We start from the raw sequence: 18527 nt of genomic DNA, 5'->3' as shown, positions 1-18527 counted from the left end.
ATGTGGTCATGGACGAAAACGGGGTTGTGGATTTCAGCGACACCTCCATTACACAGAATACCAGGGTAAGTTACCCGATTCATCATATAGAGAACATACAGCAGCCATCCATAGGTGAGAACGTAAAGAACATTTTTTTCCTTACCGCAGATGCCTTTGGGGTATTGCCTCCCATATCCAAATTGACACCGGCCCAGGCAGCTTATCATTTTATATCGGGCTATACCGCTAAGGTGGCGGGGACAGAAGCTGGCGTTGTAGAACCACAACCGTCATTTTCGGCCTGTTTTGGGGCTCCGTTCATGCCGCTGCACCCAACAAAATATGCCGAGATGCTGAGCCGTAAGATGAAGGAATCCGGTGTGGATGTTTGGTTGGTGAACACTGGATGGACCGGAGGGCCTTACGGAGTAGGTACCCGTATGAAGTTAAAATACACCCGTGCCATGATCAGTGCCGCGCTTAGTGGGGAATTAGGGTTGTACAATTACGAGAAGTACCATATCCATTCGGTATTCGGCGTGGCCCAGCCAAGGGAATGTCCGGGCGTTCCAACAAAAGTGCTCAGTCCCAGGGCAACATGGAACAACGACGATGCCTATTACAAAACCGCCTTTAAGCTTACCAATGCTTTCAGGGAAAATTTTAAAAAGTTTGAGTCGTACGCCAGCGAGGAGATCCGAAGGGGCGGACCACAACGGTATGCTTTCTAGAAAAGTAAAAGCCCCGTCGACTGACGGGGCTTTTTATTTTTTGAATAACCAGTTCGCTTTTATTTGTTAACGCTGGTAATGTATTTCTGCAATGCCATGGTCATGGATGGAGTTTCGGGCGTTGGAGCCTGAATATCTATTCTTAGACCTGCATTGGTCGCTGCTTTAACGGTACTGTTGCCAAAAACAGCGATTCTGGTATTGTTCTGTTCAAAATCGGGGAAGTTTTTCATAAGGGATTCAATACCGGAAGGGCTAAAGAATACCAAAATATCATAATACACATTCCGTAGGTCGGAAAGGTCACTGATCACCGTTTTGTAAAAGATGCCACGAGTCCAATTTACTCCAACTTCATCCAATAATTGAGGAACCACAGGTTTCAATGAATCAGAGGATGGCAGTAGGAATTTTTCATCCTTGTACTTTTTGATCAGGGGAGTCAACTCGTTAAAAGTCCTTTTACCAACGTAAATTTTTCTTTTTCTGTATACCACATATTTCTGCAGATAGTAGGCTACGGCCTCCGACTGACAAAAATATTTCATGGAATCCGGAACTTTGAAACGCATTTCTTCAGCAATTCTAAAGAAATGGTCCACAGCATTTCTACTGGTCAGGATGATTGCTGTGAAGTTGTTCAAGTCGATTTTTTGCTGCCTAACATCTTTGGCCTCTACCCCTTCTACATGGATGAAAGGGATAAAATCAACTTTAACCTTTTCTTTTTCAATCAGTCTTGAGTAGGGTGAGTTTTCGACTTTGGGTTCTGGTTGGGAAACCAAAATTGTTTTTACTTTCATAAGTTATCAACCTTTTAAATAGCTTCCAATTAACACCAAGGGCGCAATTTCGAGTGTGCAAAGGTACAAAATAAAATACATAAAATACGGGAACAGTGCTTTTTGATGGTTCTTCAGCAGCTTTGCAAGACCAATGCCATTTATGATAAAAACAAGGATTAAAGCTACATATATTGTTGTTTTTGAATCTGTTGTGATGTAAATCAATAAAATGTTGGCAATTGAAATAATTATACTGCTATAGTTGAGATAAGAAATTTTGCTGAAAATAAATCCGCCAATGAGGCTCGTGTTGTCAAAAACAAAGCCTGTGAACATCTGCAGCAAGAATTTTACCAGCTCGAACAATGCCAAAAACCCCAAAACAATAAAATAGCTGAGGACTGATTTGTCATTTGGAATTATCTCAAAGACCTGAACAACCAAGAAAATGAAAAGAGAGAGATTGATTAGTTGAAAAAGTGTTAACAGGAGGTGGAACCAATGGGAAAACTGCCCTTTTTTATTATGGAGCAGGATGTATTTATCATTAAAAGGCAAAATGATAAAGTTTAAAAATTTCTTGTGAAAAAGATATTTTCCCAGCGCTAAAACAACCAAGCCCAGGAACAACGTAATTGTCATCCAATCCAAGGAAGTGATCGTTTTTTCAATAGGGTCCATTACTCGATTTTAATTGGTTTTCCGTTTAATCCCGGAGGTAAATTATTTTCAGAAATCCCTATTCTAAAGTACGATGGATTTTCCATAGTGGATAGGGGCAGTTCAAAATTGTAGCTTATGGTATCTTTTGACTTTAATAAAGATTGTTGAGGTGCAGTATTCTCCACCTTTAACGAACGCATTTGTTTAACTTGCTTGTGCTCGTTGGAATAAGAAATAGTGTATTTTAATTGCTCTAAGGGTATATCGAACGGATATGGATTGTACACTTTTAATGAATGCTTAATGCCCGTTTCCGGTTTTTCCACAATGCACTCTAATTTGCGGTAAGATTGAAAATCATCGATATAAATACCATGGAATACAGTGCTGTCCATATGCATATAAGAGATGTCGCCACTTTTCCTGTATTGGGAAACGTACAAAACCTTTTCGCCGCGCACCCGCTCTTCCGAACCATCAATGGAATATTGGTTTTTACGGTACATGAAGTTGTTCAGGGATATGGCAGGTACCCCGGAGTAAAACTCATACATGGAAGAGCGTCTGTAGGAATTCTCAAAAATAACAGGGATGCCGCCAGACTTTGTTTTAAGCTCTTCCGTCCATTCCCTGTTGCCATGGGTTTCGAAGAACATGGGGAACAAGGGTTGATAAATCATCCATGCCCTAGCGTACATTAAAAGTACTAAACTTACTAGGCCAATGCGGTACATCCATTTTCTACTGGATGCATTTTGTAAAAGGTGATTGAATGCGATTATGGCCAATGGAATGGAAATGGCAATGGTCCATTGTGCTTGGACCCTACGGTTAAAGCTGGAGATAAAAAAGAAGATCAATATTCCGTAAACCAAATAAATCAATGCTTTTGAGAACTTATCGGTTGTTTTGAATTTAAAAAAGGCACCATAAACCCAGTAAAACAAAAGACCTATGATCACAATATTGTTCAAGAAAAAACCAAGTGTAAACTCATCAAACTTGTAGGCTTGGTTAGGACGCTCGTACAAATGGAATGTAATGGATACAAAGTCGTTTTGGTAGAGCCACACAAAATGGGGCGTGTAGCACATCACAGCCAAAATTACCGCCAACCATGCCTTTTTATTAAAAATAAGCTTATAGTTGGATAGGAAAACGAACAGGATTACCAGTACTGCGTGGTACTTGCTGTACATTAAAGCAGCCATGACCAGTCCAAGGCCAATCGTTGTGATTATACCTTCATCCTTTAAAAAGCATTTGTACAGCCATAGGAACAATGCCGTGAAAAACAACAAAGCGGTATCGGGAAGGGTTAAAAACCCATAAGCATTCATTAAGGTGAACGAGAATACCAACAAGAAAAAATGGACGACATAGTCTTTTTTCTTTGGATTGTCGATCAACAACCACAGTAAAACATAAGTTCCGGCCGAGAGAAGTGTGCTCATCAACCTTACGCCCAGTTCGCCATTAAAAAGAAGACTGCTGAGCTTGATCAAAAATGCCACCATTGGTGGATGGTCAAAATATCCCCAGGCCATATCTTGGGCATAGTACCAATAATAAGCTTCATCATAAATAAGCTCTGTAAAGGAGGCCTGTAAAAGGTTGAGTGCAAAAAGAACCGCTAAGAGAATAAAGAAAAGCCTAGGAAACTTTTGAGACATCAAAAAGTGATTTTAGATGGACAAAGTTACAAATATTGGACCAGTACCAAATCAGCTTATTAACCGGAACTTGTGAAGGCAAACAAGAAAACCGTATTTTTGCCATTCTAATCTAGTGCGAATGGCAGACGGCTTGGTCATTATACCCACATTCAATGAAATTGAAAACATTGAGGCCATTGTTAAGGCTGTTTTTGATTTAAAAAAGGATTTTCATGTGCTGGTGGTAGATGATAATTCTCCGGATGGAACCGCGGATTGTGTAAGAACACTTCAAAAGGAGTTTCCAGAGCGACTTTTTTTAGAGGTCCGTAAAGAAAAATCAGGCTTGGGAACCGCCTACATCCATGGCTTTAAATGGGCTTTAAAAAATGGCTATGATTATATTTTTGAAATGGATGCTGATTTTTCGCACCGGCCAGCGGATCTTTCAAGGTTGCACAGAGCTTGCCTAAATGGTGCGGATGTTGCCGTTGGTTCGCGTTACAAAAAGGGTGTGAACGTCGTCAACTGGCCTTTGGCCAGAATCCTACTTTCTTATGGGGCTTCGTTTTATGTAAAGTTGATTACTGGAATGAAAGTCCATGACCCCACGGCGGGTTTTGTCTGCTACAAGAGAAAAGTACTGGAGACCATTAATTTGGACAATGTGCGTTTTATTGGCTATGCCTTCCAGATAGAAATGAAATACAGGGCCTATCTCAAAAAGTTTAAGATAGAAGAGGTTTCGATTATTTTTACAGATAGGGTGCACGGAAAATCAAAAATGAACTCAGCTATTATTAGGGAAGCCATTTTTGGGGTGATAGCCATGAAGTTTAGAAGTATATTTTTTAAAAAGAACTTTTAGTTATGTCAAAAATTCTGTTGAAGAATGCCAAAATCGTGAACGAGAACAGCATTTTTGAATCCGATGTATTGTTGGAAGGAGACTTTATTTCCCGAATCGATCCTAACATATCCGATGCAAATGCCACTGTCATTGATTTGGAAGGAGACCTGTTATTGCCCGGAATTATAGATGACCAAGTACATTTTAGAGAGCCGGGACTTACCCATAAAGGTACCATTGCTACTGAAAGCAGGGCCGCTTTGGCAGGAGGGATTACCACCTTTATGGAGCAACCGAACACCAACCCACAAACAACTACAATAAAGAAATTGGAGGATAAATTTGCTATAGCGGCAAAAGATTCCTTTGCCAATTACTCCTTTCTTTTTGGAGGCACCAACGATAATTTGGAAGAATTGAAACGACTGGATAAAAATGCGTGTTCCGGGGTTAAATTGTTTTTGGGTTCCTCCACGGGAAATATGTTGGTCGATGATGAAAAAGTCTTGGAACAGATCTTTAAGAATACCGATATGGTCATTTCCGCGCATTGTGAAGATGAAGGGACCATAAGAGCTAATTTGGCCAAGTACAAAGAAATGTACGGAGATGACATACCCATAGAGCTTCACCCTGTTATCAGAAGCGCCGAAGCCTGTTACCTTTCTTCCTCAAAGGCCATAGCACTCGCAAAAAAAACAGGAGCTAGACTGCACGTTTTTCATTTGTCCACAGGAATTGAAACCGATTTGTTCACCAATGAAATTCCTTTGGAGGAAAAAAAGATTACCGCTGAGGTCTGTATTCACCATTTATGGTTTTCCGATGAGGATTATGCAAAAAAAGGAACGTTGATCAAATGGAATCCTGCTGTAAAATCAAAAGAAGACAGAGAAAAACTTTGGGAAGCGCTTTTGGATGACCGAATTGATGTTGTTGCCACCGACCATGCGCCTCATACCCTTGAGGAGAAAAACAATCCCTATACCAAGGCACCTTCGGGTGGTCCGTTGGTACAGCACGCACTATTGGCAATGCTTCAAAAAGAAAAGGAAGGCGTTATCAGTTTAGAAAAGATGGTCGAAAAAATGTGCCATAACCCAGCAAAGCTTTTCGATATCGACCGACGTGGGTTTATTCGCGAAGGTTATTATGCGGACTTGGTCCAGGTAAACCGAAATTCCAAAAACGAGGTTAAAAAAGCCAATATTTTCTATAAATGTGGATGGTCCCCTTTTGAAGGTGTTACCTTTGACTCAGAGGTGAAACGAACTTTTGTAAATGGGCTGTTGGCTTTTGAAAACGGTACATTTAGTAAAGAGAAAAATGCAAAACGACTCACCTTTAATCGATAAGGAATGAGAAATACGGTTATATTTTTGCTTGCGTTGGTATTATTGGTTTCCTGTGCCGAAAAGGTGATAGAAGAACCTGAAAACCTTATCCCAAAAGAGAAGATGGCCGAGATTCTTCACGATTTGGCCATACTGAATGCTGCAAAATCCGGAGCACGGACCAAGTTTAGGGAGTCTGGCATAGATGTAATGGATTTTCTTTACAAAAAATATGACATCGATAGCACCCAATTTGCAGAAAGTGACCTGTATTATGCCTCGATTCCTTTGGAATACCAATCAATTTATGAGCAAGTTGAGGATAGGTTAAATGAACAAAAGGATACCCTTGAAGCGAGAGGGAAAAGAAGGAATGATAGCATCCGAGAAGCAAATTTGAGAAAAAAGGATTCGGTAGCTGGAACAAGAGGAGCCGAAAAAATCGAGAAACCTACATCTCTTCAATAAACTTTGAGCAGCAAAACGCAATGGATTCATCCATATCCCCAAATGAAAAACCCAATTCCGATTTAATCTTGTCGCTACTATATTTTTCCTGATGATATAAGCCCTTGGCAACAGCTTTGGACAATTTTCGTCTTTTGCCCAACACATTGCTCCGAACCCAATCCCATCTCCAAAAAAAATCGATCATAAATTTGGAAACCTCTTTGGTCGGAGGGGAAACATGTAGTTCGGGGGCAATTTTCTGAAATAACTTTTCATAGGTCATATTTTGATTGACCAAAATAAATCGCTCCGTTTTAATGTTGGACTCCATTAAGGCGGTCATTGCCTCGATAACATCTTTTATGGTAACAAAACCGGTTCCTCCAGGTATATAATATTTTTTTTCTTTTGATGCGTAAGTGAAGAATGTTCCGCTGCCCGATTTCCAAAAGCCAGGTCCAATGACCACACCAGGGTTTACAATTACAATGGGGAGCCCTTCCTGGGAACCTCGCCAGACCTCAAGTTCCGCATCATATTTAGTAATCCCATAAACAGACGCTTTGGCTTGGTTCCACTCGTTTTCTTCGGTTACTTCTTTTCCATGAGTACTTGGGCCGATCGCGGCAATAGAACTCACATAACAGAGTTTTTTAACCCCATTTTTTAAGGATAGGTTGACCACGTTTGCCGTGCCTTCCACATTGGTACGCTCCAAAGTTTTAAAATCTTTGGGATCAAAAGAAATCAAAGCAGCACAGTGGTAAACTTGATCAACACCATCAAAAAGGGATTCCAATCCTCCCAAATCGGTAATGTCTGCCTTTACCCAATCAATTTGTTCAATTAAAGTTGAGGGATTGTCTGTATAGTAGCCAAATACTTTGCGAACCTTGTCTATGGATTCTTCCGTTCTATAGTTGCTTCGTACCCGGTTCCCATTGTTGATTAAATGGAAAAGTAAGTGGGAACCGATCAATCCAGTACCTCCTGTAACCAAAATCATAAGGTAAAAGTACCTATTTGTGCTGTAAAAATTGAGCGAAATGCGAACTTCATTTTATATTTGCAGCTATTCCAAAAAACTGATCATGACAAAGAATTTTGTTGAAGAATTGCAATGGAGGGGAATGGTACACGATGTAATGCCAGGAGCCGAGGAACACTTAATGGAAGAAATGCGTTCCGCTTATGTGGGAATAGATCCAACGGCAGACTCTTTGCATATAGGCCATTTAGTGGGTGTTATGATGTTGAGACACTTTCAATTGGCCGGGCACAAACCCTATGCTTTAGTGGGGGGTGCCACAGGAATGATCGGTGACCCATCTGGCAAGTCGGCGGAACGAAATCTCTTGGATGAGAAAACCCTTCGCCATAACGAAGAAGCCTTAAAAGAGCAATTGGGCCGTTTTTTGGATTTTGAAAGTGGTGAGCCCAATGCCGCGGTCTTGGTGAACAACTACGATTGGATGAAGAACTTTTCGTTCTTGGAATTTATTCGAGATGTTGGTAAGCATATTACGGTAAACTACATGATGGCAAAGGACTCCGTAAAAAAACGCCTTTCTTCAGATGCTAAGGAGGGGATGTCCTTTACCGAATTCACCTATCAGTTGGTTCAAGGTTACGACTTTTTATACCTCTACCAAAACCATGATTGCACACTGCAAATGGGGGGTAGTGATCAGTGGGGAAATATAACGACCGGAACCGAGCTAATTAGAAGAATAGGAGGAGGCAAGGGATTTGCCCTTACCTGTCCGTTGATCACGAAGGCCGATGGAACCAAATTCGGAAAAACCGAAGGTGGCAACGTTTGGTTGGATGCAGAAAGAACATCACCTTATAAGTTCTACCAATATTGGTTGAACACTTCCGATGAGGATGCCGAGAAATACATTAAAATTTTCACTTTTTTGAGCAAAAAGGAGATTGAGAATTTAGTGGCAGAACATAAAGAAGCACCTCATATGAGATCGCTTCAAAAGAAGCTGGCCGAAGAAGTGACCGTAATGGTGCATTCCCAAGAGGATTTGGATAATGCCATAAAGGCAAGTAACATTCTTTTTGGAAAATCGACCTCTGAAGACTTGAAACAGCTGAACGAAAAAACATTTTTGGATGTTTTTGATGGGGTTCCACAAGCTACAGTGGGTAAAGAAGAACTTGAACCAGGTCTGGATATGATTGGTGCATTGGCTGCCAAAACAGGTTTTTTGGCCTCTAATGGTGAAGCTAGAAGGGAATTGAAGCAAAACTCCATTTCGGTTAACAAGGAAAAAGTAAAAGAGGATTACTTGATTACAGCTTCAGATTTAATCAACAATAAATTTGTGCTACTCCAACGAGGCAAAAAGAACTACTTTGTTTTAGTAGTTGAATAAAAATAAAAAAAGCCATCTTTTAAAGATGGCTTTTTTATTATGCTAAAAAAGAGATGCCGTATCGACCGCAAATTTCGGTCACTTTGGCAAAATCGGGTGGTCCGGGCGGCAAATTGCCCAATTCCTCGAACATCAGTTCCAACCCGGCCGGGAATACGCTCAGAATGGTTTTGCAATCTTGGTCCCCGACAACTTTCCATGTATGGGGCACATTTTTTGGTGCAAAAGCCAAATCACCTGCTTTTAAAATTGTGGTTTCATCCCCAACGGTTACTTCCAGTTCCCCTTCCAATACTTTAAAGATTTCGTCCTCATTGGTGTGTACATGTGGCGGAATCATGGTTCCTGGTGGATTTACTTCCTCTATTAGTGTAAAAAGGCCGTTGGTGTCCTCACTGGTTAGTTTAAAGGTTTGTTGATCTCCGATCACATTCACTTTTTTGCCTTCACCGCTTCTTACGATTTTTGGACTGAGCGGGTTACCGTCTTTCTCCTCTTTGGATGAAAAATGGGCAAATGCCGGCAATGAAGCAAGTGCCGCTGCAGAGAGGGCACTTCTTTTTAAAAATGCATTTCTATTCATTTATATGTTTGTTTGGTTATCGTAAATAAGTTACGCATAACCCTGATAAGATGATATTTAACTATATATAAAAGGTATTGTTTATTGTGTAAATGGAAGTAAATGGAGCTTTTTTGTATTCTAAAGCACCATTAAATTACATCCCCTAATATCCGAATCATCAAAACGACCGAGTACCTCAAACGTTTCATTGGGGTACGTTTTGCCCAAATCTTGGGTAGCAATAAATGAGCAAGAATAGAGGTTTGCCAAATCAATAACATTAACTCCTCCCGTTTTACCGTAGGGCTGAACCGTTAAAGGGTCTTCGGTGTCGCGTGTGATTATTTTCATCCAGGGTGGTGTTTGAAAAGTTCCATCGCCTTTGGAGTAGGCTTGGGATAGAAGCTCTGTCATCCCATATTCCGAATGGATTTTGTCCACTCCAAATCCTTTTTTTAAGATTTGATGGAGTTCTTCCCGAATCAATTCCTTCCGACGTCCCTTCATGCCTCCAGTTTCCATAACAATCGTATTTTTTAAGGATGTAGGGAATTGCTCTGCAAGGTCCAAAAGAGCAAAGGAAACCCCGATGAGCAGGGTTTTAGTGCCTTTATGCTCCAATTCTTGCAATTTTTTATGGAGTTCATCCAAATTATTTAGATAAAATCCGCTACTTGGGTGTTCCGATTGTTCAATTAGGTGGTTTACCATATAGATCAAAGAGGAACCCTCTCTTTCCAAATAAGAGGGCAATAGGGCGAGGACACAAAATTCTTCTGGTTTACCGTAGAATAGTTGAAATGCTCTGAAAAAACTTTCTTCGTACAATGTAATGTCAGGCACAAAATGTTTGCTGGTAGTACTTTGAGTAGTTCCACTGCTAGTGAAAATGGTATGTGGTTCTTTTTGGGTCGATACCACCTTATGTGTCTTGAAAAATGATATGGGCAAAAAAGGAATTTCCAGATAATGGGAAACATTTTCAGGCGATTTTTTCAGGTAGTCACAAAAATCTCGGTAAATCGTGTTGTTTCCGTATTGAAACCTAAAAACCTCCAATGCCAAATTGTCAAATTCGTCATCATTATCGATGGTGAAAATCCGATGGGTATCAAACTCTTTCATTTGGGCTCAAAAGTACCCAAAAATAAAAAAGCCCTTCTTAAAAAAGGGCTTTAAAGATTATTGTTGGGTGTTTTTATTTTACCACGAGTTTTCGGGTCATGGTTTTTTTACGTTCTGTTACTTGAAGCACATAAACACCTGGAACCAATCTGGATATGTCCAGGGTATTGGTTGTAATTCTTTGGGTCAGTACAACTTCACCAAATACATCGTAAACTTTGATTTCTTTGGTGCCGTTGGATGCTGTTGTAATGTATACTTCACTTCCATAAGCTGGGTTAGGGTACATTTTAAAACCTTTGAGCTCTTGCACGGGCCCATTGTTCACTGTAACCAGGTCTTGACCGAAAGAAAATAGTGGTAAAGCCATAAGTAAAAGAAAGTAGATTTTCTTCATATATACTGATTTGGGGCATATGTGCAGTATAAAAGTAGATAAATAGGGGTAAGTTGACCATATTATGTTGTGAAAACACTAAATATGTAGGTAAACCGTTAAAAGCTGTTGTTTAGATAGGTGTTAAACAATAAAAAAGCAGTGAACTACTTCACAATGAGTTTTCTAGTGGCAACTTTGTTGTTTTCAAATACTCTTAGAATGTAGACACCTTTGTCCAGTTCGGAAAGGTTAAGTTCCCTTCCAATAATAGTGGTTTGCAGCACTTGTGTTCCCAATACATCAAAAACGAGAATTTTTTTTGGGTCATTTAGGGTGGTCTCAATATATACTTTGCCTTGGGTAACTGGATTGGGATACAGCTTAAACCCATCAATATCCGCACTTGACTTAGCGCTTTCCTGGGAAAAACCAAGCGTACAGACAAAAAAGAAGATGACAAAGTAAAAGTGCTTCATGCGTTAATGGTTGCAAAGGCTATGCCACAAATATATAAAAATTGCCATGTGAAAATGGAACCGTTTGACGAATAGGGGGTTACTTTTCGATGAAATGCAAAAAAAAGCCCCCGATGTTTTCGGGGGCTCTTAAAAGTTATTGGGTTTGAGGTTTAGTTGACACCAATGGTCCAACCAGCTCCCCAAGTAGCAATGTCTGTTCCAGTTCCGTTTCCAACACCGGTAATAAAGTCTGCTTCGTCGAATACAAAGCCGGTATCGTTCTTCATGTTAGTGGTAACATTGTTGAATGTTGCATCGACAGCGTTTAATAGGTCGTCCAATACACCTTGACCCGTTGGGTTGTCTCCAGCATCACCATCCAAATCAAACGCTTCATCGAAATCGTTGAAAACAATGTTGGTGAAAGTTCCTTGAGTTCCAGCTCTCAATCTGATCGCTTCACTGGTTCCATCGTTTACACCAACAATGGTTACGTTGGTTACGGTAGGAGCGGAGTAATAACCACCTTCGTTGCTGAAGTCCGTGTTGTAACCATCACATTCAAAAGCTTTGTCGTGGCTAGTTCCGTGTTGTACATAAACATCTGTCAAGGCACCTCTGAATCCTTCGGTCCAGTCAATGGAATCATCCTCAGAGTTTACCACTACCAAATGGCTTGCTTCTACGGTACCACCAAAGAATTCAAATCCGTCGTCGGAACCTTCGTAAACCTCTACATAATCTATAGTGGTTCCTGTTCCAACAGCGTAAACAGATAGTCCGTTCAACTCGGCGTTACCATCGATGGCACCACCAGCGTACTCGATTCGAACGTACTGAAGGCTACCGGAATCGTCTGCAGGAGTGTTACCTCCGTAAGAAAGACCTCCAACCTCTGTAGTTGCAGTATCTACAGAACCATCGGCAGTTGAGTTGATGGGAGCTCTACCACAAAGAACTATTCCACCCCAGTTTCCTGAACTTGGAGAAGCTGCATTTGAAGTAAATACAATTGGATTGGCAGAAGTACCGTTAGCAACGATTCTTGCACCTTGCTGAATTGCGATGTATGCATTTACACCAACAGGCTCTGCTTTTACGGTCATACCCGCAGGTACGGTCAATGTAGCGCCTTCAGCAATAAGAACTGGTCCTGTAACAATATACTCTACGTCTGGATCTAAAGCTAGATCTGAAGTATACACACCACTAAGGTTTACAGTTGTTGTTTCTTCTCCACCACCTCCGGTTGTGTTGTTGGTGGTATTGTTTGTAACACTGCTATCGTTGATAACAATATCAGAGGTATCGTCCGCTTCACAAGCAATGAACAAAGCGGCGGCTATACCTAAAAATAAAAACTTGTTTTTCATTTGTCAGAAATTTAAAAAGAATTAAAATTTATATTTAAGGGTTAGCCCAATGTTAACCCCAAGGTTATACTCACGTATGATAACATCTCCGATTCCGGTTCCTTCCCTAACCAAGGAGATGTCCGGATCTAAAATGTTTTTTGCAGAAAGGTTGGCTTCGAAGTGTTCTCCGATAGCATTCTGCCACACAAAATTCAATGTAGGTACGGCTCTTTGTACTATGTTCCCCAAGCTACCTGCTCCCAAGGAGAAGATTCGGTCAGAGAAATAAGAGAAAGCTACCGTAGCTTTTGGTCGATAGTTTCCGAATACCGGGCTATAGTTCAAGTCGGCGTTCACTATAACTGGTGATGCGCCTTCAAGTTCATCCGAATCCCTGTCGAAAGAGGTTCCAAAGGTGTTTTCGGATCCTGCCGGAATGTCTCTTAAGTCTTGTTCGGTATGGGTATAAGCAGCGTTAAGTCCAGCAGATAGAATTGCATTTTCGTCGGCATCCATTAGCAGATTTTTACGCAATTCCAGCTCAACTCCATATACATCGGCTTGTTCCCCTGTTCTAAAATAACGTTGTGTACCCGTTGCATCTGCAGCAACCACTCGGTTAACCGGATCTTTGATGGTTTTGGCAAAAGCGGCCACAGAGATAATCTCACCTCTTTCCAAGAACCACTCATATTTAAGGTCGTAGTTATAGATATCCGAATACGTTGGTCCGTTTCCATCAAGACCTCCCAAAAGGTCCGGGTTACCACCAACTCTTTGTGTTACGGACTCGTAAACAAATGGCGCGGCTTCCTTGAATTCTGGAAAAGATGCCGTTTTACTGAAACTAGCCCTCAGGTTAGAGTTTTCGGTAAGGGAATACTTGGCATTTAAACTGGGCAAGAAGATGTTTTCATAAACTTCCCTGAACCCAGGATCTGTAGCGTTGATGTTGATTACATCATAAACTACTTTTTGACCGTAAGACTCCACACGCAAACCTGGAACAATGCTAAACTTGTCGGTAAGGCCCAACTCCGCCGTTGCATATAATGCGTGAATGTTCAAGTTCCCTTTGTATGTATTTTCAGGAAGACCAGGTCTGTTGGTGTTTCCAATCTCGTTGCTGATAGGGTTAAGTACGATAGTGTTCCAAAGCCCTTCTCCATCAGGAATGTTGATGTTGGTATAGTGGAAAATGGAGTTGAAGTCATTGACATCCGTGATAGGAGTGTTGTCCCTGTCCTGGATATCGTAACCGTACCTGATACTGTTGAACCTACGTTCTTTTCTTCTACCGTTGTATCCAAAGTTGAATTTTACTTTTTCGGAGACTTCATAACCCAGGTTCATAAAACTGTTCAATTCATCGTCCTCGATACTCTGGAAGAATCTTTGGTTGTCAAAAGGAATGTTGGTGTAGAATACAGGATTGGTAGAAGTGTCATTGTCCAGTGCATATTGATAGTTCTCTAAAGTGATTCTTTTTCTGTCCGGCTCATCGGAGAATACCTTGTTGAAACCAACACCCCAATCAAAAGCCAATTTTTCATCAAAAATATGCTGACCGGTCAATTGGTTCACAAAAATCATATCTTGATTAAACTGAACGTTCATCACGTAAAAACCTTCATCCGTGTTCAAGATGGCATCCCTGTTGGTACCCTGTCCGTTTATTCCGTAATATCCAACACGGTCTGCGGCACTGTTTACAAATAGAGAGTTAAAGTTTACCTTGTTTTCTGCATTGATACGGTAGGTAATGTTCCCTAAAGCAGTGGTTGTGGTTTTGTAGGCATACTCGCGTACATTTGGGAAATCAATCTTAAGCACATTGGTAAAATCACGTGCAGGTCCTTCCCAAATTTCAAAACCATTGGAAAAACTTGCAGCTCCAAAAAAGCTCAATCTTGATTCGTCATCGTTAAAATTGAAAGAATACCCGCCCTCAATGGCTCCGGAAATATTAATGGGCTCCCAAGCCGATTCCGGGTCCACTCCATGGGATAAAACGACTGCGAAAGGATCGTTGTCATATCTATTATAGAAACCAAAATCACTGGCACCTTCGCTTTTCACAAACTCTTCTCCTGCGGCATTGGTGTTGATTCCACTGCCCAAGGAAACCTCAAGGTATCCATCGCCAGTGTATTCTTTGGAGTCCACATTTACATTACCAGCGGCAAAATCACCATAAAAAGTAGGACTGTACGCTTTGCTTACCGATACATTTTCTATAATACTGGAACCGAAAAGGTCCAAGTTAATGTTCTTTTTGTTTACATCGTTGGATGGTAAGGACAATCCGTTCATGGTAGTGTTTTGGTAGCGATCACCCAAACCTCTTACATAAACATTGCTAGACCCTTGCTGCTTGGATATCCCCGAAATCTGAGCAACTGCAGCAGCTGCATCATCAATGCCTTTAAGCGTAAGCGCTTCTGCACTGATGGCCTCTTGCATTACCAAGGCGTTCTTTTGCTGTATTAGCAGGGCTATTTCTGAATCTTTGCTAGCTGAAGTGGTTACAACAACCTCCTCCAATCCAAAACTGCTGGCACCAAGGCCTGCATTAATTTCGGTTACTTTTCCCGCCTCGACCACAACATTTGGAATCTCTAAGGTTTCATACCCCAAGAAGCTGAATACCAAAGTATAGGTCCCAGGTTCAACATCGGCAATCTGAAAAAGGCCATCGAAATCCGAGGTGGTTCCTATGGTGGTTCCTTTAATCAAAACATTGGCAAAAGGTAGGGGTTCATCATTAAGTTCCTTATCTGTAAGTTTTCCCACAACGCTACCGCTCTGCTGTGCAGATAGCATCAATGTGAAAAAAGAAAAGGCCAATATTAAATATGTTTTCATACGCTACTCTGTAGGTTTAATTTTGGTGCAAAGAAACAGGTAGGTTGTAAAGGCCGTGTTAGTCGTATGTTAAGTGTTTATTTCAATTCCGTTACAATAATGTTACTAGATTAAATCAATGTTAAGCATATAACCTGTAAGTGTATTATCTTTACATTTGGGCGATTAACACAGAAATACCATCCAATGAAAAACAAGGACATTAAGATTCTACTGGTTGACGATGAACCTGATATTCTGGAAATTTTAAGCTATAACCTTTCCTCAGAAGGTTATGAGGTCTTTACCGCCAAAAATGGCGCAGAGGGCGTGGCCAAGGCAAAAAAGAAAAACCCGCATCTGATTATTATGGATGTAATGATGCCGGAAATGGATGGTATTGAAGCTTGTGAAGTAATTCGCAATACAGCTGGTCTGGAAAATATCATAATTACTTTTTTAACCGCAAGGGGAGAAGACTATTCCCAAGTCGCCGGATTTGATGCCGGAGCGGACGATTACATTACCAAACCTATTAAGCCCAAAGTTTTGGTGAGCAAGGTAAAAGCTTTGTTGAGAAGGTTGAAAGATGACAAGAAGGAAGTTGAGGATATCGTTAAAGTGGGCGACATCGTAATTAATCGGGAAGAATATAAAATCGTGAACGATGGTGAAGAGATGGTTTTGCCCAGAAAGGAATTTGAACTATTGTCCCTATTAACATCCAAGCCCAACAAGGTCTTTAAGCGCGAAGTGATCTTGGATAAAGTATGGGGCAACGAGGTTGTTGTTGGAGGCCGTACCATCGACGTCCATATTAGAAAATTGCGCGAAAAAATCGGAGACCACCACTTTAAAACCGTTAAGGGCGTGGGGTATAAGTTTGTGCTCTAATGGCCATTAAACTAAAGAAATCATACAAATTTGCACTACGGTCTTCTTTGGTCATTACCATTTTGATCACCGCGGTATTTGTAGGATTTCATATGGATGCGGACCATTTGGATTGGCCGCACACCCTACTTTTTTCACTCATTTGTTTTGCCATTTGTTTTGCCATCATACAGATTCGGGTGGAACGTTTCATATATCGGCGGATCAAACGTATTTATGATGATGTATCCCTGTTGGAATCATCATCCTTCTCCTCCAAACCTGTCACCACCGATATGAAGACCTTGGTGGAAGAGATTGAAAAATTTGCCGAGGGAAAGAAAATAGAGATAGACACCCTTAAGATCCGGGAAGAATACAGAAAGGATTTTCTTGGAAACGTCTCCCATGAGCTGAAAACGCCACTTTTTACCGTACAAGGTTATATTTTGACGCTTTTGGATGGTGCCATGAAGGACAAAAAACTTCGTAAAAAATACCTCCAACGGGCAAATAAAGGGGTGGAGCGGCTTATTTACATTGTGAAGGACCTCGACCTGATCACAAAATTGGAAGCAGGTGAACTAAAATTGGAACGCGAGGATTTTGATATCATCGAACTCATCCAAAACACCTTCGATCTTTTGGAAATGAAAGCGGCGCGGAAGGAGATATCCCTAACCTTTGATATGGAATATCCCGAGCCCATTTATGTAAATGGAGACAAGGATAAAATACAGCAGGTCATCAGTAATCTGCTAGTGAACTCCATTAAATACGGGTTGCCAAAAGGAACTACCGAGGTAAGTGTGGAGAATTTGATCAAAAACAAGGTTATTGTTCGGGTTACGGATAACGGTGGAGGAATTCCAAAACAGCACATCCCAAGACTTTTTGAACGTTTTTATCGTGTGGACCAAAGTGGGAGCCGTACCGAAGGAGGTTCTGGCCTAGGACTTTCCATTGTAAAACACATTGTGGAGGCCCATGGTGAAAAAATCTATGTGGAGAGCGAAGTGGATGTAGGTTCCGAGTTTTCTTTTACCTTGGAAAAAGCCGCTAATCCACCAGTTTCGGAGAAAAGCTCGAACAAGGAAGAAAAATCCACGATCGAATCAAATTGAGTCAATCCATCAAAATCCATGGTTCGGGATAAATCCGATAATTTAAATTCTTCCTGCTTGCTGTAGGGTACAAGGCCCTGTTTCTGCATTTTTTTAGCCAAATAAGGTTGAAGGCCGTGCTGTATTAATTCATGAATTATAGGTACGCACCTAGTAGCATGTCCCAGTCCCCAGTTCAATGGGGCGACCAGAACACGTTTTGAAGAATTCATAACAACAAAAAAACAAAATGCCATTTGCTTTTAGATTTCCTTAGTTTTGCCAAATCATTAATTTTTTTGCTCAATTCAATTCGAAAGTGGGAAGTAAGAACAAGCTTAAAAGGTTCAAGGAGAACGAAACATTCGCCAATGTGGTACAGCCCACACGGGAAGAAGTTTTGGAAGGATTCAAGTATAAAGGCAAATGGGCCTCTTTTTTCGGGAATGACAATCCCATAGTATTGGAATTGGGCTGTGGCAAGGGCGAATATACTGTTGGGCTTGCCCGAATAAATCCGAACAAAAACCATATTGGAATCGATATAAAAGGAGCTAGGTTTTGGAGGGGAGCAAAAACCGCTTTGGAGGAAAAATTGGACAACGTGGCATTTTTGCGCACCCAAATAGAGTTGGTCGATCATCTTTTTGGTGAAGGAGAAGTAAGCGAAATCTGGATTACATTTCCCGATCCACAGATAAAATACAAGCGGACCAAACACCGTATGACGAACCCCGTGTTTTTGGAACGATATAAAAAGGTTCTTAAACCCGGAGGTCTAATCCACCTTAAGACCGATAGCGAGTATATGCATGGCTATACGCTTGGGCTTTTACAAGGTTTGGGACACGAAATTTTGTATGCCAATCACGATGTGTACAAAAACGAGGGAGCTCCTCCCGAAGTTCTCGAAATTCAGACTTTCTACGAAAATCAGTATCTTGAAAAAGGAAAACCAATAACCTACATCCAATTTAGGATCAACTAA

General features: G+C 41.0%; 18 protein-coding genes and 1 pseudogene. 8 read left to right on the top strand and 11 right to left on the bottom strand.

The window, feature by feature from the left end:
- On the top strand, nucleotides 1-713 hold a 713-nt coding region (locus J0654_RS16530), incomplete at its 5' end, for a phosphoenolpyruvate carboxykinase (ATP) (RefSeq protein WP_207030224.1).
- Between the two features lie 59 nt (nucleotides 714-772).
- Here the strand turns inward: J0654_RS16530 and J0654_RS16525 are convergent.
- From J0654_RS16525 to J0654_RS16515, 3 genes are read right to left on the bottom strand one after another with little or no spacing between them, the layout of a single operon-like run.
- Entirely contained in the window at nucleotides 773-1516 is a 744-nt protein-coding gene (locus J0654_RS16525; protein WP_207030223.1) for a uroporphyrinogen-III synthase, read from the bottom strand.
- A gap of 6 nt (nucleotides 1517-1522) precedes the next feature.
- Nucleotides 1523-2179: a DUF4271 domain-containing protein gene (locus tag J0654_RS16520; protein ID WP_207030222.1), complete on the bottom strand. Its 657-nt coding sequence runs from the start codon at nucleotides 2177-2179 to the stop codon at nucleotides 1523-1525.
- Complete coding sequence (locus J0654_RS16515; RefSeq protein WP_207030221.1) at nucleotides 2179-3834, bottom strand: glycosyltransferase family 39 protein; 1656 nt, start codon at nucleotides 3832-3834, stop codon at nucleotides 2179-2181. The genes J0654_RS16520 and J0654_RS16515 overlap by 1 nt, the downstream gene beginning before the upstream one ends.
- Before the next feature lie 121 nt (nucleotides 3835-3955).
- Between J0654_RS16515 and J0654_RS16510 the strand changes: the two genes are divergently transcribed.
- From J0654_RS16510 to J0654_RS16500, 3 genes are read left to right on the top strand one after another with little or no spacing between them, the layout of a single operon-like run.
- Entirely contained in the window at nucleotides 3956-4684 is a 729-nt protein-coding gene (locus J0654_RS16510; RefSeq protein WP_207030220.1) for a polyprenol monophosphomannose synthase, read from the top strand.
- 2 nt (nucleotides 4685-4686) lie between these two features.
- Nucleotides 4687-6021 carry a dihydroorotase gene (locus J0654_RS16505; protein ID WP_207030219.1) on the top strand — a complete coding sequence of 445 codons (1335 nt, stop codon included), beginning with the start codon at nucleotides 4687-4689 and terminating at the stop codon, nucleotides 6019-6021.
- 3 nt (nucleotides 6022-6024) lie between these two features.
- Nucleotides 6025-6468, top strand: a complete 444-nt coding sequence (locus J0654_RS16500; RefSeq protein WP_207030218.1) for a DUF4296 domain-containing protein — start codon at nucleotides 6025-6027, stop codon at nucleotides 6466-6468.
- On the opposite strand, the gene J0654_RS16495 is transcribed toward J0654_RS16500, so the two are convergent.
- Nucleotides 6452-7456, bottom strand: a complete 1005-nt coding sequence (locus J0654_RS16495) for an NAD-dependent epimerase/dehydratase family protein (protein ID WP_207030217.1) — start codon at nucleotides 7454-7456, stop codon at nucleotides 6452-6454. The genes J0654_RS16500 and J0654_RS16495 overlap by 17 nt on opposite strands.
- 85 nt (nucleotides 7457-7541) lie before the next feature.
- Here J0654_RS16495 and tyrS point away from each other — a divergent pair, with 85 nt between their 5' ends.
- Entirely contained in the window at nucleotides 7542-8837 is a 1296-nt protein-coding gene (gene tyrS, locus J0654_RS16490) for a tyrosine--tRNA ligase (protein ID WP_207030216.1), read from the top strand.
- A gap of 37 nt (nucleotides 8838-8874) precedes the next feature.
- On the opposite strand, the gene J0654_RS16485 is transcribed toward tyrS, so the two are convergent.
- The 6 genes from J0654_RS16485 to J0654_RS16460 form a co-directional block, all read right to left on the bottom strand.
- Nucleotides 8875-9420, bottom strand: coding sequence for a quercetin 2,3-dioxygenase (locus J0654_RS16485; protein WP_207030215.1), 546 nt, complete (start codon nucleotides 9418-9420; stop codon nucleotides 8875-8877).
- A gap of 120 nt (nucleotides 9421-9540) precedes the next feature.
- A complete protein-coding gene (locus J0654_RS16480; protein WP_207030214.1) occupies nucleotides 9541-10527 on the bottom strand; it encodes a LuxE/PaaK family acyltransferase in 987 nt (328 codons plus the stop codon).
- Between the two features lie 73 nt (nucleotides 10528-10600).
- Nucleotides 10601-10924 (bottom strand): T9SS type A sorting domain-containing protein, encoded by a 324-nt coding sequence (locus tag J0654_RS16475; RefSeq protein ID WP_207030213.1) that lies wholly within the window; start codon nucleotides 10922-10924, stop codon nucleotides 10601-10603.
- A 146-nt stretch (nucleotides 10925-11070) separates the two neighbouring features.
- Nucleotides 11071-11382, bottom strand: coding sequence for a T9SS type A sorting domain-containing protein (locus J0654_RS16470; RefSeq protein WP_207030212.1), 312 nt, complete (start codon nucleotides 11380-11382; stop codon nucleotides 11071-11073).
- 152 nt (nucleotides 11383-11534) lie between these two features.
- The gene (locus J0654_RS16465) at nucleotides 11535-12737 is read right to left on the bottom strand and encodes a multidrug transporter (protein WP_207030211.1); all 1203 of its coding nucleotides are present in this window, start codon (nucleotides 12735-12737) and stop codon (nucleotides 11535-11537) included.
- Nucleotides 12738-12758: 21 nt separating this feature from the next.
- Nucleotides 12759-15584, bottom strand: a complete 2826-nt coding sequence (locus J0654_RS16460) for a TonB-dependent receptor (RefSeq protein ID WP_237686034.1) — start codon at nucleotides 15582-15584, stop codon at nucleotides 12759-12761.
- Between the two features lie 186 nt (nucleotides 15585-15770).
- On the opposite strand from J0654_RS16460, the gene J0654_RS16455 reads away from it, so the two are divergent.
- Together J0654_RS16455 and J0654_RS16450 are read left to right on the top strand one after the other, a co-directional pair.
- Nucleotides 15771-16457 carry a response regulator transcription factor gene (locus tag J0654_RS16455; RefSeq protein WP_207030210.1) on the top strand — a complete coding sequence of 229 codons (687 nt, stop codon included), beginning with the start codon at nucleotides 15771-15773 and terminating at the stop codon, nucleotides 16455-16457.
- Nucleotides 16457-17560: a sensor histidine kinase gene (locus J0654_RS16450; protein ID WP_237686033.1), complete on the top strand. Its 1104-nt coding sequence runs from the start codon at nucleotides 16457-16459 to the stop codon at nucleotides 17558-17560. Before J0654_RS16455 ends, J0654_RS16450 begins: the two co-directional genes overlap by 1 nt.
- A gap of 95 nt (nucleotides 17561-17655) precedes the next feature.
- Here the strand turns inward: J0654_RS16450 and J0654_RS18430 are convergent.
- Nucleotides 17656-17772, bottom strand: a pseudogene (locus J0654_RS18430) (glycosyltransferase); the annotation flags it as partial.
- An 86-nt stretch (nucleotides 17773-17858) separates the two neighbouring features.
- Between J0654_RS18430 and trmB the strand changes: the two are divergent.
- A complete protein-coding gene (gene trmB / locus J0654_RS16445; RefSeq protein WP_207030209.1) occupies nucleotides 17859-18527 on the top strand; it encodes a tRNA (guanosine(46)-N7)-methyltransferase TrmB in 669 nt (222 codons plus the stop codon).

Origin of the sequence: Flagellimonas profundi (assembly GCF_017313275.1) — a bacterium.
Taxonomy (GTDB): domain Bacteria; phylum Bacteroidota; class Bacteroidia; order Flavobacteriales; family Flavobacteriaceae; genus Flagellimonas; species Flagellimonas profundi.
Note: the sequence above shows the minus strand (reverse complement) of the source record. Positions and strands in the feature narration are given on the sequence as shown.